The sequence below is a fragment of the Streptomyces sp. NPDC060031 genome (genome assembly GCF_042736805.1).
Taxonomy (GTDB): domain Bacteria; phylum Actinomycetota; class Actinomycetes; order Streptomycetales; family Streptomycetaceae; genus Streptomyces.
The window spans coordinates 54,361-68,723 of the sequence record NZ_JBHWVM010000002.1 but is presented as its reverse complement, the minus strand read 5'-3'; the positions used below and the strand labels follow the sequence as shown (position 1 = coordinate 68,723).

Sequence of the window (14,363 nt, the reverse complement as noted above, 5' to 3'; positions counted from 1 at the left end):
TCAGTAGCTCAGGTCGAGGGCGAGGCTGCGGGTGGTGTGGTGCGCCATCAGCAGGATCACGGCGAAGAGCATGACCCACCAGGCCCCGAGCACGACCATCCGGGAGGAGTCCCGGTACATCGCGATCAGCGTGGCGAGGAGGCCGCCGAAGATGAGGGTGTCCATGGCGCGGACCGTATCGAGACGATCACGTGCGCGCGGCCAGGCGCGCCCCCGCGGGCCGCTCGTGTACGTCGGTTGCCGGTCAGTGGTTCAGCGGTCGGCCGGGGGCCGGGGCCGGCCGCCCCGGCGCTTGCGCCGGCTGCGCCGGTCCCCGTCGCCCCGGCCGCGCCCGTCCAGTGCGATCCACACCCGGACTTCGGTCCCGCCCAGCACCGAGCGGCCCAGCCGGACGTCGCCGCCCGTGGACTCCGCGACCCGGCGCACGATGTCCAGGCCCAGTCCCGTGGAACCGGTGCGTCCGCCGTCGTTGCCGCGACGCAGGGCCGCGTCGGGGTCGGCGATGCCGGGCCCCGCGTCCGAGACGAGCACGATGACGGCGTCCCCCGCGTCGTGCACGTCCACCGCGAACGGGGTGCCCTCGGGGGTGTGCCGGAAGACGTTGCCGAGCATGGCGTCGAGGGCGGCGGCCAGCTCCGGCCGGGCCACGGGGATCCGTACCGTACGGTCCACCCCCGCGAGCCGTACTTCGCGGCCCTCGTCCTCGGCCAGCGCCGACCAGAAGCCCATCCGGTCGCGGATCACCTCCGAGGCGTCGCATCCCGCGCCCCCGCCCGCGCCCGCGGCGGCGGGGGCGCGCTGTTCGCGGGCGGTACGGATGATCGTGTCGACCTCGCGTTCCAGCTGCTCGACCGCCGAGCGGGTCTGCTCGGCCGCCGGGCCGTCGCCGAGCGAGGCCGCGTTGAGCCGCAGCACCGTCAGCGGCGTCCGCAGCCGGTGCGAGAGGTCGGCGGCCAGCTCCCGCTCATTGGCCAGGAGTTCCACCACCTGGTCCGCCATGGAGTTGAACGCGACGGCCGCCGAGCGGAGTTCCTTCGGTCCGTCCTCCGGCACCCGTGCCCCGAGCCGGCCCTCGCCCAGCTGGTGCGCGGCGTCCGCGAGCCGCTCGGCCGGGCGCACCAGGCGGGCGCCGAGCCGGTCCGCGACCGCCACGGAGCCCACGACCAGCGCGAGCCCGACGCCCGCGAGCACCACCCAGGCGGTCGCGACACCGTTGCTGACCTCGCTCTCCGGCACGTGGATCTCCACCACCGCGATGTCACCGGAACCGAGCGCGGTCGGCTGGAGCAGGGCCGAGCCGCCGCCCGCCACGGAGGCCGTCGTGGCGCGCCCGATCCGCCGGGTCTGTGCCACCGCGTGCTCCCCGGCCCAGCCCGTGCCGATGTCGACGGCCGGGCTGTCGCCGATCGGGGGCACGTGCACGGCCATCCGCCGGGCGGCGCCCATCTGCGTGGACTCCACCGCCTTGCGCAGCTGCACGGGGTCGGTGGTGATGGACAGGGTCGGCCCGATGGTGGCGGCCTGCCGCTCGGCGTTGGAGAAGGCCCGGTCGCTGGCCATCTCCTGGACGACCAGCCCGAGCGGCACGGCGAAGGCCACGACCACCATGGCCGTGACCGCGAGGCACACCTTGACCAGCGCCCATCTCACTGGGGCGGCTCCAGCTTGACTCCCACTCCCCGCAGCGTGTGCAGGTAGCGCGGGCTGGCGGCGGTCTCGCCGAGCTTGCGGCGCAGCCAGGACAGGTGCACGTCGATGGTCTGGTCGTCCCCGTACGACTGCTGCCAGACCTCGGCGAGCAGCTCGCGCCGGGCGACGACCACGCCGGGCCGCCCGGCGAGGAAGGCCAGCAGGTCGAACTCCCGGCGGGTCAGGTCCAGTACGGCCCCGTCCAGCTCGGCCTGGCGGCGCAGCGGGTCGATGGCCAGGCCGCCGACGCGCAGGACGCGGGAGGGCGGTTCGGCCCCGGCGGCGGAGCGGGCGCGGCGCAGGACGGCGGCCATCCGGGCGGACAGGTGCTCCACGGAGAAAGGTTTGGTCAGGTAGTCGTCGGCGCCGTCGTTGAGCAGCCGGACGATCTCGGCCTCGTCGTCCCGCGCGGTCGCGATGATCACGGGTACGTCGGTGATGCCGCGCAGCATCTTCAGCGCCTCCGACCCGTCCAGGTCGGGCAGTCCGAGGTCCAGGATGACCACGTCGAAGCGGTGGTGGGCGACTTCGCGCAGCGCTTCCAGGGCCGTGCCGACGCTCCGCACGGTGTGCGAGGCCTCGGTGAGGTGCCGGATGAGGGCGGAACGTACGAACTGGTCGTCCTCGACCACGAGCACACTTGCCATGGCCCGCACCGTAGTCCATTCGGGCGACCCCGGGAGGGGTCGGGCCACCTCTGTGACGGGTGGTGCAGTATGTCCCCTGATGCGACGAGGACTTGTACATGCCATGGCTTGGACGCTGGCGACCGGGGCGGCGGTGACGCTGTCGTGGTGGGGCGTGCACACCGTCATGTCCGGTACGGCCTACGACCGGCCCCTCGCGGTGCCGCTGACCACGCAGCCCCTGTCGTCCTCGACGCACCGGTCGGAGCCCTCGGCTCCGGTCCCGTCCTCGCCCTCGCCCTCGCCCTCGCCCTCGTCCGAGGAGCCCGCCCCGGCGCCGTCGTTGTCGCCTTCGCAGTCCCCCGCGCCCTCCGCCGCCCAGCCCTCGTCGAAGCCGCCGGCCGACCCGGGCGCGGACCGCCGCGGTACGGGGGGCGACTCGGGCGACGTGAAGTCGTACTCCGTCTCGGGGGGCCGGGTCGTCTTCGACCTCGGCACCTCCTCGGCCGAGCTGGTCTCGGCCACCCCGGCGGCCGGCTGGCGGATGCAGGTCTGGAAGCAGGACGTCTGGATCCGGGTCACCTTCACCCGCGACGGCCGCGAGGTGTCGGTCTTCTGCACCTGGCACGACCACCCGCCGGCCGTGGAGGTCTGGAACGGCTGAGGCCCGGACGGGCTAGCGGAAGACCGACGGCGGGGGCTCCGGCGAAGGCTGGGCGGAGGCGTCCGAGACCGGGGCGGCGCCCCCGGCGAAGTCGGTGAGGGCCCGGCCGTGCTCCACCCGGCCGGGGTGGGGGTCGCTCGCCACGCGGCGGGTGAACTCCGCGAGGGGCAGCTCCCGGTCGGCGGCCACCAGGACGGCGTTGCCGAACCGTTTCCCCCGCCAGACCACCGGGTCGGCGGCGAGCGCCAGGTGCTCGAAGCGGGTCGCGGCCGTCGCGATCTGGCCCCGGAGGTGGGCGAGCGGCGGACCGTCGGCGAGGTTGGCCACGTACCAGCCTGCGGGCGCCAGGGCCCGGCGCACGTCGTCCAGGAACTCGGTGCTGGTCAGGTGTGCCGGGGTGCGGGCGCCGCTGAACACGTCCGCGATCACCAGGTCGGCCCAGCCGTCGGGGATCTTGGCGAGGCCGGCCCGCGCGTCGACCGCCCGGACGCGGACCCGCGCCTGCGGGTCCAGCGGCAGGTGTTCCCGTACGAAGGAAACGAGCCCGGCGTCGATCTCCACGATCTGCTGCGTCGAGCGGGGGCGGCCGGCGGCGGTGTAGCGGGCGAGGGTGAAGGCGCCGCCGCCCAGGTGCACCACGTTCAGGGGCTGACGGGCGGGCGCGACGAGGTCGATCAGGTGGCCGATCCGCCGCTGGTACGCGAAGTCCAGGTGGCCGGGGTCGTCCAGGTCCACGTGGGACTGCGGGGCCCCGTCGATCAGCAGGGTCCAGGCGCCCGCGCGCTCCCGGTCGGGCGCCAGCTCGGCCCGGCCGCCGTCCACCTGCCCCACGACCGCCTCGGGGGTGCCGCGTCCGACGCGCTGCTGCTTGCCTCTGCCCTTGCCTGCCACCCTCCCATTGTGACTGGTCAGGGGTGACTGGTCAGCGGGGCCGCAGGTGAGCGGCGGCGGTCAGCAGCAGTTGTCCGCGGCCTCGATCAGCCGGGCCGCCTCGCCGAGCGCCGCGCGCAGCACCTCCGGGTCGGTGACCGGCCCGACGGCCTCCGGGGGGAGCAGCCAGCCGGTGGCCCCGGCGGTGGGCGAGCAGCTGTCGCCGAAGCGCATCCCGCGCCCGTTGGTCTGCGTACACGCGCTGCCGGGCAGGTCCCAGGCATCGGCGGTGCCCGGCGGGACGAGGAAGCCGAGGGTGTCGTCCGATCCGTCGTGCAGCACCGGGCCGACCCCGCCGGCCTGGCTGGCGGCGCGGCGGATGATGTCCACGGCCTCCAGACCCTGGCGGGTGGGCACGGTCACCAGGTCCGGCTCGCCGTCGGGCGCGGTGTTCGTTCCGATGCTCTCCATGCCGCCCTCCACCAAGGGAACCCCTCCTCGATCCGCGTACGACCGGGAGTGGGCAGTCGCCTCCCACTCCGCATGGGTTCAACGCACGGGAACGTCAACGGGTGCGGTGGCAAGACGCTGCAAAGGATGGCAGTTCATGGCGGATCGCGGGTGAGATATCCGTTTTGTAGCCAAACAGTGCGTGAACCCACCGTCACTGGCGGTACGTTCATGCGCGCCGGATCTCAGTGACATCGCACCGTCACACAGCATAGGCAGAGTCGGTTCAGAGCAACCGGAGTCACCCCGGTCCGGCAGGTCACAGTCACCGGCAGTGCGTTCCTTGCCAGAGATGTACCAGAGAGGCCACGTCCATGGCGGCGTCCCCCCACTCACCCAACACCTCCTTCCGGCGTTTGCGCGGACAGCACTCTCCGGCTGAGTTCGCGGCCATGGTCCGCCGGGCGGCCAAGGAAATCGGCGAAACGGTTTCCTGCGACGCCCGCTACATCGGCCGGGTCGAGTCCGGCGAGATCCGCTGCCCCAACTACGCCTACGAGCGGGTCTTCCTGCACATGTTCCCCGGCCGCGCCCTGGCCGACCTCGGCTTCCCACCGCGCGAGAGCGTCCGCGGGCGCTCGGCGCAGCGCGAGGCCCTCGCCTGCGGTGCACGCCTCAAGGAGAGCAAGGAGAGCGACGTGCTGCGTCGCGCGTTCATGGCGGGCGGCTCCGCGACCGTGGCGGCCGCGACGCTCGGCCTCACCCTCGGCGACGCCCGCCGCACCCCCTCCCGCGCCGGCGAGGCCGAGGCCACCGCGGTCGAGGACGCCGTACGCCAGATCCGGCTGCTGGACGACCGGCACGGGGCCGACGCCCTGTACCGGCGGGCCGCGGAACCCCTGCGCACCGCCTACGCGTTGCTCGACGCGGGGGCCACCCGGCAGTCCACCGAGGACCGGTTGCACGCGGGCGCGGGCGAACTGGCCATCTCGGTGGGCTGGCTCGCGCACGACTCCGGCCGCTTCGAGGACGCGCGCTCGCACTACGCGGAGGCCCTGGCCACGGCCCGGGTCTCCGGGGACGCCGCGCTGGAGGCGCACGCGTTCAGCAACATGGCCTTCCTGGCCCGGGACTGCGACCGGCCGCGCGAGTCGGTACGGGCGGCCCAGGCGGGCCGCCGCGCCGCGCGCTCGCTGGGTTCCCCCCGGCTGCTGGCCCTGCTGGCCCTGCGCGAGGCGGGCGGCTGGGCGGGGCTCGCCGACCGCAAGGCCTGCGAGGAGGCACTGGCCCGGGCGCACACCGAGTTCTCCCGGGGCGAGGCCGGCGCGGACCCGGAGTGGATGTCCTTCTTCGGGGAGGCCGAGCTGGAGTCCCTGGAGTCACGGTGCTGGGCATCGCTCGGGGAGCACGCCCGCGCGGCCCGGCACGCCCGCCGGGCCGCGGACCTCCAGGACCCGCACTTCGCCCGGAACGTGGCCCTCTACACCGCCGAGCTCGCCGACAACCTGGCGCACGCGGGCGCCCCCGACGAGGCGGCCTGGGCGGGCGGCCGGGTGCTGGACCTGCTCGCCGAGGTCCAGTCCACGCGGATCCGGTCCATGCTGGCGTCGACGGCCCGCACCCTGGTGCCCCACCAGCGCTCCCCGCGCGTGGGCGCGTTCCTCACCCGCCACGCGTCCGTCTGACGGACGGCTCGCGGGGGCTCGCGGGGGCCGCCGGCCAGTGCTGTGATCCGGTCACAGCGCTGAGCGGTCTCGCGGAAGAACGCACCCCGCTTCCCCGGGACCGCTTAGCCGTCCAGGTGTCCCGTGTCGTTCCAGCGCTCCAGCGCCGGGGCCCCGTACGCCCAGCCCAGGACCGACAGGGAGGTCGGGTCCAGGCGGATGCGGGCGCCGAAGGAGGCGTCGAAGCCGAGCCAGCGCGCGGCCAGGGTGCGCAGGATGTGGCCGTGGGCGAAGACCAGGACGTCGCGCTCCGCCGAGCGGGCCCAGGTGACCACCTCGTCGGCGCGGGCCGAGACGTCGGCGACGGACTCGCCGCCCGGGACCCCGTCGCGCCAGATCAGCCAGCCGGGCCGGACCGCCTGGATCTCGGCCGGGGTCATGCCCTCGTAATCGCCGTAGTCCCACTCCATCAGGGTGTCCCAGGACTCGGCCTGCAGCCCGAAGCCGGCCAGGTCGCAGCTCTCGCTCGCGCGCACGAGCGGGCTGGTGCGGACCGCCAGGCCGCGCAGGCTCTGCCACGGATCGCGGGCCAGGCGCTCGCCGAGCAGTTTCGCGCCCCGCTTGCCCTCCTCCAGCAGGGGCACGTCCGTGCGTCCGGTGTGCTTGCCGAGCTGGGACCACGCCGTCTGGCCGTGGCGGGCCAGGAGGATGCGGGGGGCCATGTGAGTTTCTCCCGGTCCATAGGGTTTGCATGAGTGTGCGCAGGCTGCACGACTTTGATCGCCTTTGCAGCGATTGCGTCGTCCATCCATCATCCATCACATGAACGCCGGGCAACCTCCCCCGCCTTACGCACGTCTTACGCCGTATGACTAATCGGCGTCAGCCCCCGCGATGGTGGGCCGAACTGCTGCTCCTGGGGCTCGTCTACGGCGCGTACTCGGGCGGCAGACTCCTCGCCCGGGGCGACGCGGGGCTCGCGGTCGAGCACGGACTGGCGATCCTGCGCGCCGAGGAACTCCTGCGGATCGACTTCGAACGACCGCTCAACCGGCTCTTCACCCACCACGGCTCGCTGGGCATACCCGCCGACTTCATCTACGCCTCGCTGCACTACCTGGTCACCCCGGCCGTGCTCGTGTGGCTCTACCGCCGCCACCCCCGGCACTACCGCCCGGCCCGCACCTGGCTGATGCTCTCCACCCTCCTCGGGCTCGTCGGCTTCACACTGCTGCCCACCTGCCCGCCCCGGCTGCTCGACACCTCGTACGGGTTCGTAGACACGATGGCCCGGTTCAGCGACTACGGCTGGTGGGGCGCCGAGGCCAGCGCCCCGCGCGGGCTCGGCTCCTTCACCAACCAGTTCGCCGCCATGCCGAGCCTGCACGTCGGCTGGGCCCTGTGGTGCGGGGTCATGCTCTGGCGGTACGGCCGCCACCCGCTGGCACGGGCGCTCGGCGTCGTCTACCCCACCACCACCGCCCTCGTCGTCATGGGCACGGCCAACCACTACTTCCTCGACGCGGCCGCCGGGGTCGCCGTGATGGGCGTCGGCCACCTCGCGGCCCGGGCGCTGACAGCGCGAGCGGGCGGTTTCCGCGGTAAGTCCACGATTGTCAGTGGCGGATGGGACACTTCCGCGGGTGAGCTCCTACCCGCCCAGCGGCCCGCAGCACAGAACGCCGCAGACGACGACGCTTCGGCAGCGGCTCGCTGAGCTGCGCGGCCCCGCCGTGCCCCCGCGGCCGCTCGACGCCCGTGCGCTGGCGGCGCTCGCCGCCAACCCCGGCTGCGGCAGACGCGCCCTGCTCGACGGAGCGGGCGTGGACAAGACCGCCCTGGCCGCGGCCCTCGGCTCGCCCGCCGCCTTCGGGCAGTCCCAGTTCGCCATCGTGCGCGGGAACTCCTTCGAGGCCAAGGTCAAGGGCGACGGCGGAGCCGCGCTGCTGCGCCTGGTGTACGAGCACCTCGGCGCCGGAGCCGAGCCGCCCGGGCCGGACGCCCGCGTCCCCGACCTGACCGCCGCCGGGCCCGAGGGCCGGGCCGCCCGCACCGCGCTCGCGCTGCGCGAGGCCACCGCGGCCGGCGGCTGGACCCTGCTCGACCACCCGATGCTGGCGCTGGAGGTGGCGGGCACGCCCGCGTACCTGGAGCCGGACGCCGTCGTCGTGCACCCCGGTGGCCGCTGGACCGTCGTGGAGATCAAGTCGTTCCCGATGATCGACGGGGCCGCCGACGCCGCGAAGGTGGGCGCCGCCGCGCGCCAGGCCGCCGTGTACGTCCTGGCCCTGGAGACGACCGCCGGGAAGCTGACCGGCGCCGAGGTCGGGCACACGGCGCTGCTGGTGTGCCCCAAGGACTTCTCCAACGTGCCGACCGCGGCGCCCGTGGACATCCGCCGGGAGCGCTCGGTGACCCGCCGCCAGCTGGAGCGCCTCGCCCTGGTCGAGGAACTGGCCGCGGACCTGCCCGAGGGGCTCAGCTTCGATCCGGCGCGGCCCGCCGAGGAGCTGACCGAGGCCGTGTCGGCCGTCGCCGCCGCGTACGCCCCCGAGTGCCTGGCCGCCTGCGAGCTGGCCTTCCACTGCCGGGAGCGGTCCCGCGCCGCCGGGGAGCCGGCCGCGCTGGGCCGGTCCGTCCGGGGCGAGCTGGGCGGGCTGACCACCGTCGAGGCGGCCCTCGCGGCGGCTGCGGGCTGCGGCTCCGCCGAGGATCCGACCGCCGTCGCGCTGCACCGGGCGGCCCGGCTGCGCGCCGAGGCCCTGGACACGGCCGCCGCCGCCCGTCCCCCGCACCACGCCCCGGAGACCCCCGAATGTCCCTGCTGAGCACCCTGGCCCGGCTGGAGGCGGTCCGCGCGGGCCGCGCCCAGCCGCTCGCGACCGTACGCCACCGCCACCTGAGCGAGCGCCCGATGGTCCTCGTACCGCTGACCACGGCCGGCGAGGCGGGGGCGCCGCTCGGGGCGATGCTGGGCACCGACCGGGACGATCCGCGGATCCTCGTGATACCGCAGCCGCGCGACCGGGACCTGCGCTGGGAGTTCCTGGCCGATCTGGCCGCGCAGGTGGTGCCGTACCTGGACTCGTACGCGGACGTCGTGGAGCCGGCCGAGCGGACCGAGACCGACCCGGAGAGCGGCAAGAAGGTCAAGGTCGAGGCCGAGCTGTGCGTGGACGCGCCGCAGATCATCGTGCCGAGCCGGGCGGGCATCGAGTACGTACGCCTGCTGGGCCGGTCGATGCGGTTTCGGCGGACGGCCGAGGAGGATCCGGAAAATCCGTATCCGGCGCCCACTCAGGTCCCGCTGCTGGGACGCTGGTTCACCCACCTCGCCGAGCGTTCGCGCGTGCCCGGATCCTCCATGCTGGTGTCCGCCACGGAGCTGCTCGGGCGGCACTGGGCGAGCGGCCAGAGCAATCTGGAGGACCAGCACCTCGGCGCGCTGCTGGGCTGGATCGCCCCGCCCGAAGGCGCCCGTGGCGCCGAATGGGCGCTGCGGGTGGAGCTCGCACGGGACGGGAAGGGCCAGTTGCTCCACCCGCCGGCCGGTCCGGCCACCGACCCGGCCTTCGACAACAAGCTGCTGGCCCCGGCCATCGCGCGCTTCGACGCGGCGCGGACGGCGGACGGGCCCCGCGACGGCGGGGCCGCGCGCCTGGCCGAGCGGGCCGTCCGGAGCCTGGTCGCGGACCAGATGCGGGACACCTGGCGGCAGACGTGGGAGGCCGTCGACCTGCTGCGCACCCTTCCACCGGGCGAGCGGACCGAGGAGCGGTGGACCCGCGACCGCTGGTCCTTCACCGGCCACCGGGACCGCGTCCGCGCGGGCGAGCCGCCGCAGCCGCGCCGGGACGACGCGGTGACGGCGGCGCAGAAGCTGGCCACGCGGGAGACCGAGCAGGTGCGCCTCGACGCGCAGGAGGCGCTGGACGATCCGCTCGTCATGGCGGGCCGGCGCCTCGCGGGCGAGGCCTTCGCCGGCGAGGTCACCGAGGTGGTGATGGAGTGGACGGAGGCGAAGCGGCCCCGCCCGCGCCCGCTGGTGACGGTGGCCACCGAGGACCGGCCCCCGCTCGCGGACGGGGGCGGGGGCGGCCGCGGCGGGAAGGTGTTCCGCTCGCTGGACGGACGCCAGCAGGCCTTCGAGTTCGTACGCCGCGAGGAGGACGGGCAGTTGGTGCTGCGCGTGCTCGACAAGATGGGCGCGGGCCGCGAGCCGGTGGAGGGCTCGGTGCCGGAGAAGGGCGACCGGGTGTGCTGGACGCTGTTCGAGCACGACGCGCGCGGCGGCCCGAAGCTGCCCGACCCCGAGCACACCCCGTGGACCCACGGGGGGCCGCCCGGGCACGCGATGGCCGTCACCCTGCCCGACGCCGTGACCGACGAGGACGTCCTGTGACCGCCTTCGATCCCGGCGCGGCCGCCGCCCGGGCGACCGCCGCCATCCTGCGCGACACGCTCCACGGCACCGAGCGGGGCGTGGTCGTCGACTCCCCGCCCGGCGCCGGCAAGTCCACGCTCGTGGTCCGCGCCGCGCGGGAACTGGCCGCGGCCGGACGCCGGCTGATGGTGGTGGCGCAGACCAACGCGCAGGTCGACGACCTGGTGCTGCGGCTCGCCGACAAGGACCCGGAGCTGAAGGTCGGCCGGCTGCACAGCAGCGACGGCGACGCCTACGACCCCGCCCTGCGCGAGCTGCCCTCGGTGGTGCTCTCCGCCAAGCCGGGGGATCTGGCCGAGCTGCCGATCACCATCTCCACGGCGGCGAAGTGGGCCTACGTCAAGGACGTGGAGCCCTGGGAGCACGCCATCGTGGACGAGGCGTACCAGATGCGCTCGGACGCGCTGCTGGCCGTGGCCGGGCTGTTCGAGCGTGCGCTGTTCGTGGGCGACCCGGGGCAGCTGGACCCGTTCAGCGTGGTCGGGGCGGAGCAGTGGGCGGGGCTGTCGTACGACCCTTCGGCGTCGGCGGTGTCCACGCTGCTGGCCCACAACCCGCAGCTGCCGCAGCACCGGCTTCCGGTGTCGTGGCGGCTCCCGGCGACGGCCGCGCCGCTGGTCTCCCGCGCCTTCTACCCGTACACGCAGTTCCGCAGCGGTACGGACCTGGGCGACCGGCGGCTGGCCTTCGGGGTCGCGGGCGACGGCTCGGGCCCGGACCGGGTGCTGGACGAGGCCGCCGAGTCGGGCTGGGGGCTGCTGGAGCTGCCGGCCCGGCACACGCCGCGGACCGACCCGGAGGCGGTCCGGGCGGTGGCCCTGGTGGTGCGCCGCGCCCTGGACCGCGGGGCGGTGACCTCCGACGAGCAGTCGCCGGGCCCCCTGCCGCTGACGGCCGACCGGATCGCCGTCGGCACCGCCCACCGCGACCAGGCCTCGGCGGTCCGCGCGGCGCTGGCGGAACTGGGCGTCACCGGGGTCACGGTGGACACCGCGAACCGACTCCAGGGCCGCGAGTACGACCTCACGGTGGTGCTGCACCCTCTGTCGGGCCGCCCCGACGCGACGGCCTTCCACCTGGAGACGGGCCGGCTGTGCGTCCTGGCCTCACGGCACCGGCACGCCTGCGTGGTGGTGGCCCGGGCGGGCATCGCTGAGCTGTTGGACGACCATCCGTCGACGGAACCGGTCCAGCTGGGCGTGACGGTGAAGTTCCCGGACGGCTGGGAGGCGATGATGTCCACGTGGGACTTCTGGTCCAACCACCGCGTCTCGTGGCGGCCATGAGCCGCAGCCGCCCCGCCCGCGTGGTGGCGACCCGGGGCGCTCCCTGATCGCCGGACGGAGTCCGGCACGCCGCCGCGGGCGGCCAAGCCCCTGACGGCTCAGCCCGGGCTCGTCGCGCCGTGCAGCAGTTCCAGCCGCTGCTGGGCCAGTTGCAGGTGCCGGGGTTCGAGGGAGGGCAGCGTCCGCAGGAGCCGGATGAGTTCGGGGCCGGCCTCGATGGCCGCCGAGGGTTCTTTGAGCTGGGTCCAGCAGTAGAGGGCGCCGGTGGCCGCCGCGCGTACGTCGGGTGCGTCCGGCGACTGCCGGTCCAGCCGGATCCGGCTGACCCGGGTCCACAGCAGGGTCGCGAGCCGGAAGTCGCCCGCCATCCGGGCGAGGTCGGCGCGGATCTCCAGCCAGTCGACCGCTTCGGGGGAGGCGTAGCCGTGGGTCTGCAGTACGTACTGCTCCCACGCTTCGGCGAGGTCGGCCGCCTCGTCGTGCCGGCCTGAGCTGGCCAGGTCGTGGATGTGGGGCCGCGGGTCGCGGGGGGCGGCCTCTGCCGCCTCGAGGGGAGCCGCCGGGACCGGGTGGTCCCCGCGTACGGGTTCCCGGCGCTGGAGCGGCAGGGTCTGCCCGTGGCCGCCCTGGGCGGCGTGCCCCGCCACCGCCCCCGGCGCCGACGCGAACGCGGCCCCGAGCTCGCGGGCGGTGGGCAGGACGAGGGCGCCAGGCGGCAGTGCGGCCGCTCCCGCCGCGAGGGCGTGCAGCTGCAGGTTGGGCGGACGGCCCGGGCTGCTGCGGAGCTGGTCGATCCAGTGCCGCGTGTAGCTGCTCACGGCGTTGCCGTTGCCCGCGAATCCCGGCGGGGAGACCACGCCGTACACCTCGGCGGACGGGGACGCCGGCAGGCTCCCGTACTCCTGGAGCAGCGGCCACGCGGCCTTGTCCGCGGCCAGGTCGAGCAGTACGGTCGTCAGCCCGGCCGGGCGGCCGCGAAGCTCCGTACCCAGCCACTCCCACGGCAGCGCCGTGTAGCGCACCGAGCCGGCCGTCGTGCCCGCCAGTGCCAGGTGCAGGCTGTTGCCGCGGCGGTCGACGACGAGCCGGCCCGACAGGTAGACCAGCAGCGGACCCGGTGCGGCAGCGGCCGTGCGCAGCCGCATCAGCACCAGGTTCGGGTCCCGGGCCCCGTCGAGATACGTCGTGTCGCAGGGGACTTCGCTGTTCAGCAGCGCCGGGACCGGCACCACTCCGATCGCGGCCAGGTTGGCGCTCGGCGCCACCTGGACGCTGCGGCGACGTACAGCGGCGTCCCCCGCTATGAGAAGCACGTGCCCGCGCTGCTGTTCCAGCCCGATGTTCTGCATGAGCAGACGGTACTCACATCCCCGGGGGTGCGGGGCGCCCGCGCTGTCCCCGCGCGCTCTTGCGCGGCGTTGGACAATGGACGGTGGCCCGCATGGCCCGCATGGCCCGCATCGATTTCCAGACGCACGCAGACGCGCACCGCAGCAGGAGGACACGCATGGCAGAGCCCGAGCGGACCGAGCGGAGGCTGCGGCCCGCGCCGCTGCTCTTCGAGCCCTCGGAGGCCGTCACGGATCCGGAGCACTTCTTCGACCTGGAGTCGATCGAGGACCCGCGCGAGCTGCTGGCCCGCGCGACCGAGCTGACGGTCGCCTTCCGGGCGGCCCAGGACCGGGCGGTGGAGTTCCAGGCCCTGGCCGCGGCCCAGCTGGCCGACCCGAGCCGGTTCGACCGGCTGGACCCGGCCGCCATCGCGGAGCAGGCGCAGTGGACCGAGGACTACGCACGCAAGATGATCGAGTTCGGCGAGTCGCTCCAGCGGGGCGGCGACGCGGACGACTCCTGACCGCGGGCGCACGTCACACCTGGCATATGCGGGGCGCAACATACCCCAACCCGCCCCCTCCTGTACCGGTTTCCGGTAACTCCCGGAAACCGGACCGCTACGGCGGGTACATCTGGCATATGACGACCCTGACCGGCTGCCCCGCCCTCGACGTACGCACCGCCGCGCCCGCCGCCGCCCACGTCACCCCGCCGGGCGCCGCCTGGCTCGCCTCCGCCTCGGCCGACCCGGCCGGCACCCTCGCCGTCTGGCAGGGCCGCCCCACCGCGCCCGCCGTGCTGCCCTGCGGAACCGCCTTCGACGTCGTCAACGTCCCGGTCGTCCTCGGGCGCCGCATGCTCGACCTGCTCTGGAGCGAGGGCCCCGGCTCCGGGCCGGCCGCCGTGCACCGCGGCCGGATGCTGCTCTTCTCCGCCCCCGGCACCGCCCACCGCCTGCCGGCCCTGCTGGCCTGGGAGGAGTGGGGCACTCCGGTCCCCGCGCCGCTGTGCCACGGTCACGGCGACGCCATCACGGTGCCCCCGCTCGCCGCCACGCCGGGGCCGTCGCGGTGGCTCGTGGTCCCCGACGCACGGCGGCCCTGGCTGCCCGGGCCCGAGGCGCTCCTCTGGTCGCTGGTGCGCGCCGCCCGAGCCGCCCGAGCTGCGGATATCGATTTTTCGGATCGCGGATCCGCCTGCTAATGTCTACGACGTCAGCAGGCGCCGCTAGCTCAGTTGGTTAGAGCAGCTGACTCTTAATCAGCGGGTCCGGGGTTCGAGTCCCTGGCGGCGCACAGACAGGGAAAGGCCCCCACGCGAGTGGGGGCCTTTCTT

At 74.8% G+C, this 14,363-nt stretch carries 14 protein-coding genes, 1 tRNA gene and 1 pseudogene; 9 read left to right on the top strand and 7 right to left on the bottom strand.

Annotated elements, in window-relative coordinates:
• The 3 genes from ACFWB8_RS01240 to ACFWB8_RS01230 all read right to left on the bottom strand — a co-directional run bounded on the left by ACFWB8_RS01240 (position 1) and on the right by ACFWB8_RS01230 (position 2,336).
• A complete protein-coding gene (locus tag ACFWB8_RS01240; protein ID WP_385220659.1) occupies positions 1–165 on the bottom strand; it encodes a DUF5993 family protein in 165 nt (54 codons plus the stop codon).
• Between the two features lie 87 nt (positions 166–252).
• Complete coding sequence (locus tag ACFWB8_RS01235) at positions 253–1,650, bottom strand: sensor histidine kinase (protein ID WP_385220657.1); 1,398 nt, start codon at positions 1,648–1,650, stop codon at positions 253–255.
• Positions 1,647–2,336 carry a response regulator transcription factor gene (locus ACFWB8_RS01230; RefSeq protein WP_385220654.1) on the bottom strand — a complete coding sequence of 230 codons (690 nt, stop codon included), beginning with the start codon at positions 2,334–2,336 and terminating at the stop codon, positions 1,647–1,649. Before ACFWB8_RS01230 ends, ACFWB8_RS01235 begins: the two co-directional genes overlap by 4 nt.
• A gap of 79 nt (positions 2,337–2,415) precedes the next feature.
• On the opposite strand from ACFWB8_RS01230, the gene ACFWB8_RS01225 reads away from it, so the two are divergent.
• Positions 2,416–2,979, top strand: coding sequence for a hypothetical protein (locus ACFWB8_RS01225; RefSeq protein WP_385220651.1), 564 nt, complete (start codon positions 2,416–2,418; stop codon positions 2,977–2,979).
• Between the two features lie 12 nt (positions 2,980–2,991).
• On the opposite strand, the gene ACFWB8_RS01220 is transcribed toward ACFWB8_RS01225, so the two are convergent.
• Positions 2,992–3,870 (bottom strand): spermidine synthase, encoded by an 879-nt coding sequence (locus ACFWB8_RS01220; protein WP_385220648.1) that lies wholly within the window; start codon positions 3,868–3,870, stop codon positions 2,992–2,994.
• 60 nt (positions 3,871–3,930) lie between these two features.
• Entirely contained in the window at positions 3,931–4,320 is a 390-nt protein-coding gene (locus ACFWB8_RS01215) for a hypothetical protein (RefSeq protein ID WP_385220645.1), read from the bottom strand.
• Positions 4,321–4,673: 353 nt separating this feature from the next.
• Here ACFWB8_RS01215 and ACFWB8_RS01210 point away from each other — a divergent pair, with 353 nt between their 5' ends.
• Complete coding sequence (locus ACFWB8_RS01210) at positions 4,674–5,984, top strand: tetratricopeptide repeat protein (protein WP_385220642.1); 1,311 nt, start codon at positions 4,674–4,676, stop codon at positions 5,982–5,984.
• 104 nt (positions 5,985–6,088) lie between these two features.
• Here ACFWB8_RS01210 and ACFWB8_RS01205 read toward each other — a convergent pair whose 3' ends face one another.
• Positions 6,089–6,685: a histidine phosphatase family protein gene (locus tag ACFWB8_RS01205; RefSeq protein WP_385220639.1), complete on the bottom strand. Its 597-nt coding sequence runs from the start codon at positions 6,683–6,685 to the stop codon at positions 6,089–6,091.
• A 146-nt stretch (positions 6,686–6,831) separates the two neighbouring features.
• Here ACFWB8_RS01205 and ACFWB8_RS01200 point away from each other — a divergent pair, with 146 nt between their 5' ends.
• From ACFWB8_RS01200 to ACFWB8_RS01185, 4 genes are read left to right on the top strand one after another with little or no spacing between them, the layout of a single operon-like run.
• Positions 6,832–7,680 (top strand): phosphatase PAP2 family protein, encoded by an 849-nt coding sequence (locus tag ACFWB8_RS01200; protein ID WP_385220636.1) that lies wholly within the window; start codon positions 6,832–6,834, stop codon positions 7,678–7,680.
• Positions 7,607–8,791, top strand: a complete 1,185-nt coding sequence (locus tag ACFWB8_RS01195; protein ID WP_385220633.1) for a hypothetical protein — start codon at positions 7,607–7,609, stop codon at positions 8,789–8,791. Before ACFWB8_RS01200 ends, ACFWB8_RS01195 begins: the two co-directional genes overlap by 74 nt.
• A complete protein-coding gene (locus ACFWB8_RS01190) occupies positions 8,779–10,365 on the top strand; it encodes a hypothetical protein (RefSeq protein ID WP_385220630.1) in 1,587 nt (528 codons plus the stop codon). Before ACFWB8_RS01195 ends, ACFWB8_RS01190 begins: the two co-directional genes overlap by 13 nt.
• Positions 10,362–11,693, top strand: coding sequence for an AAA domain-containing protein (locus ACFWB8_RS01185; RefSeq protein WP_385220627.1), 1,332 nt, complete (start codon positions 10,362–10,364; stop codon positions 11,691–11,693). Before ACFWB8_RS01190 ends, ACFWB8_RS01185 begins: the two co-directional genes overlap by 4 nt.
• Positions 11,694–11,791: 98 nt before the next feature.
• Here ACFWB8_RS01185 and ACFWB8_RS01180 read toward each other — a convergent pair whose 3' ends face one another.
• Positions 11,792–13,042 (bottom strand): hypothetical protein, encoded by a 1,251-nt coding sequence (locus tag ACFWB8_RS01180; RefSeq protein WP_385220624.1) that lies wholly within the window; start codon positions 13,040–13,042, stop codon positions 11,792–11,794.
• 158 nt (positions 13,043–13,200) lie between these two features.
• On the opposite strand from ACFWB8_RS01180, the gene ACFWB8_RS01175 reads away from it, so the two are divergent.
• From ACFWB8_RS01175 to ACFWB8_RS01165, 3 genes and pseudogenes are all read left to right on the top strand, one after another.
• Complete coding sequence (locus ACFWB8_RS01175; RefSeq protein WP_385220621.1) at positions 13,201–13,548, top strand: hypothetical protein; 348 nt, start codon at positions 13,201–13,203, stop codon at positions 13,546–13,548.
• Positions 13,549–13,667: 119 nt separating this feature from the next.
• Positions 13,668–14,259: pseudogene (locus tag ACFWB8_RS01170) on the top strand (bifunctional DNA primase/polymerase).
• Positions 14,250–14,323 (top strand) — tRNA-Lys (locus ACFWB8_RS01165). The pseudogene ACFWB8_RS01170 and the gene ACFWB8_RS01165 overlap by 10 nt, the downstream one beginning before the upstream one ends.
• Positions 14,324–14,363 lie beyond the last annotated feature (40 nt).

Bases quoted from the DNA above. Each gene is read 5' to 3' on its own strand.
- ACFWB8_RS01215 (WP_385220645.1), bottom strand. From the start codon at position 4,320: ATGGAGAGCATCGGAACGAACACCGCGCCCGACGGCGAGCCGGACCTG.
- ACFWB8_RS01200 (WP_385220636.1), top strand. From the start codon at position 6,832: ATGACTAATCGGCGTCAGCCCCCGCGATGGTGGGCCGAACTGCTGCTC.
- ACFWB8_RS01180 (WP_385220624.1), bottom strand. From the start codon at position 13,042: ATGCAGAACATCGGGCTGGAACAGCAGCGCGGGCACGTGCTTCTCATA.
- ACFWB8_RS01210 (WP_385220642.1), top strand. From the start codon at position 4,674: ATGGCGGCGTCCCCCCACTCACCCAACACCTCCTTCCGGCGTTTGCGC.
- ACFWB8_RS01190 (WP_385220630.1), top strand. From the start codon at position 8,779: ATGTCCCTGCTGAGCACCCTGGCCCGGCTGGAGGCGGTCCGCGCGGGC.
- ACFWB8_RS01230 (WP_385220654.1), bottom strand. From the start codon at position 2,336: ATGGCAAGTGTGCTCGTGGTCGAGGACGACCAGTTCGTACGTTCCGCC.
- ACFWB8_RS01175 (WP_385220621.1), top strand. From the start codon at position 13,201: ATGGCAGAGCCCGAGCGGACCGAGCGGAGGCTGCGGCCCGCGCCGCTG.
- ACFWB8_RS01205 (WP_385220639.1), bottom strand. From the start codon at position 6,685: ATGGCCCCCCGCATCCTCCTGGCCCGCCACGGCCAGACGGCGTGGTCC.
- ACFWB8_RS01240 (WP_385220659.1), bottom strand. From the start codon at position 165: ATGGACACCCTCATCTTCGGCGGCCTCCTCGCCACGCTGATCGCGATG.
- ACFWB8_RS01225 (WP_385220651.1), top strand. From the start codon at position 2,416: ATGCGACGAGGACTTGTACATGCCATGGCTTGGACGCTGGCGACCGGG.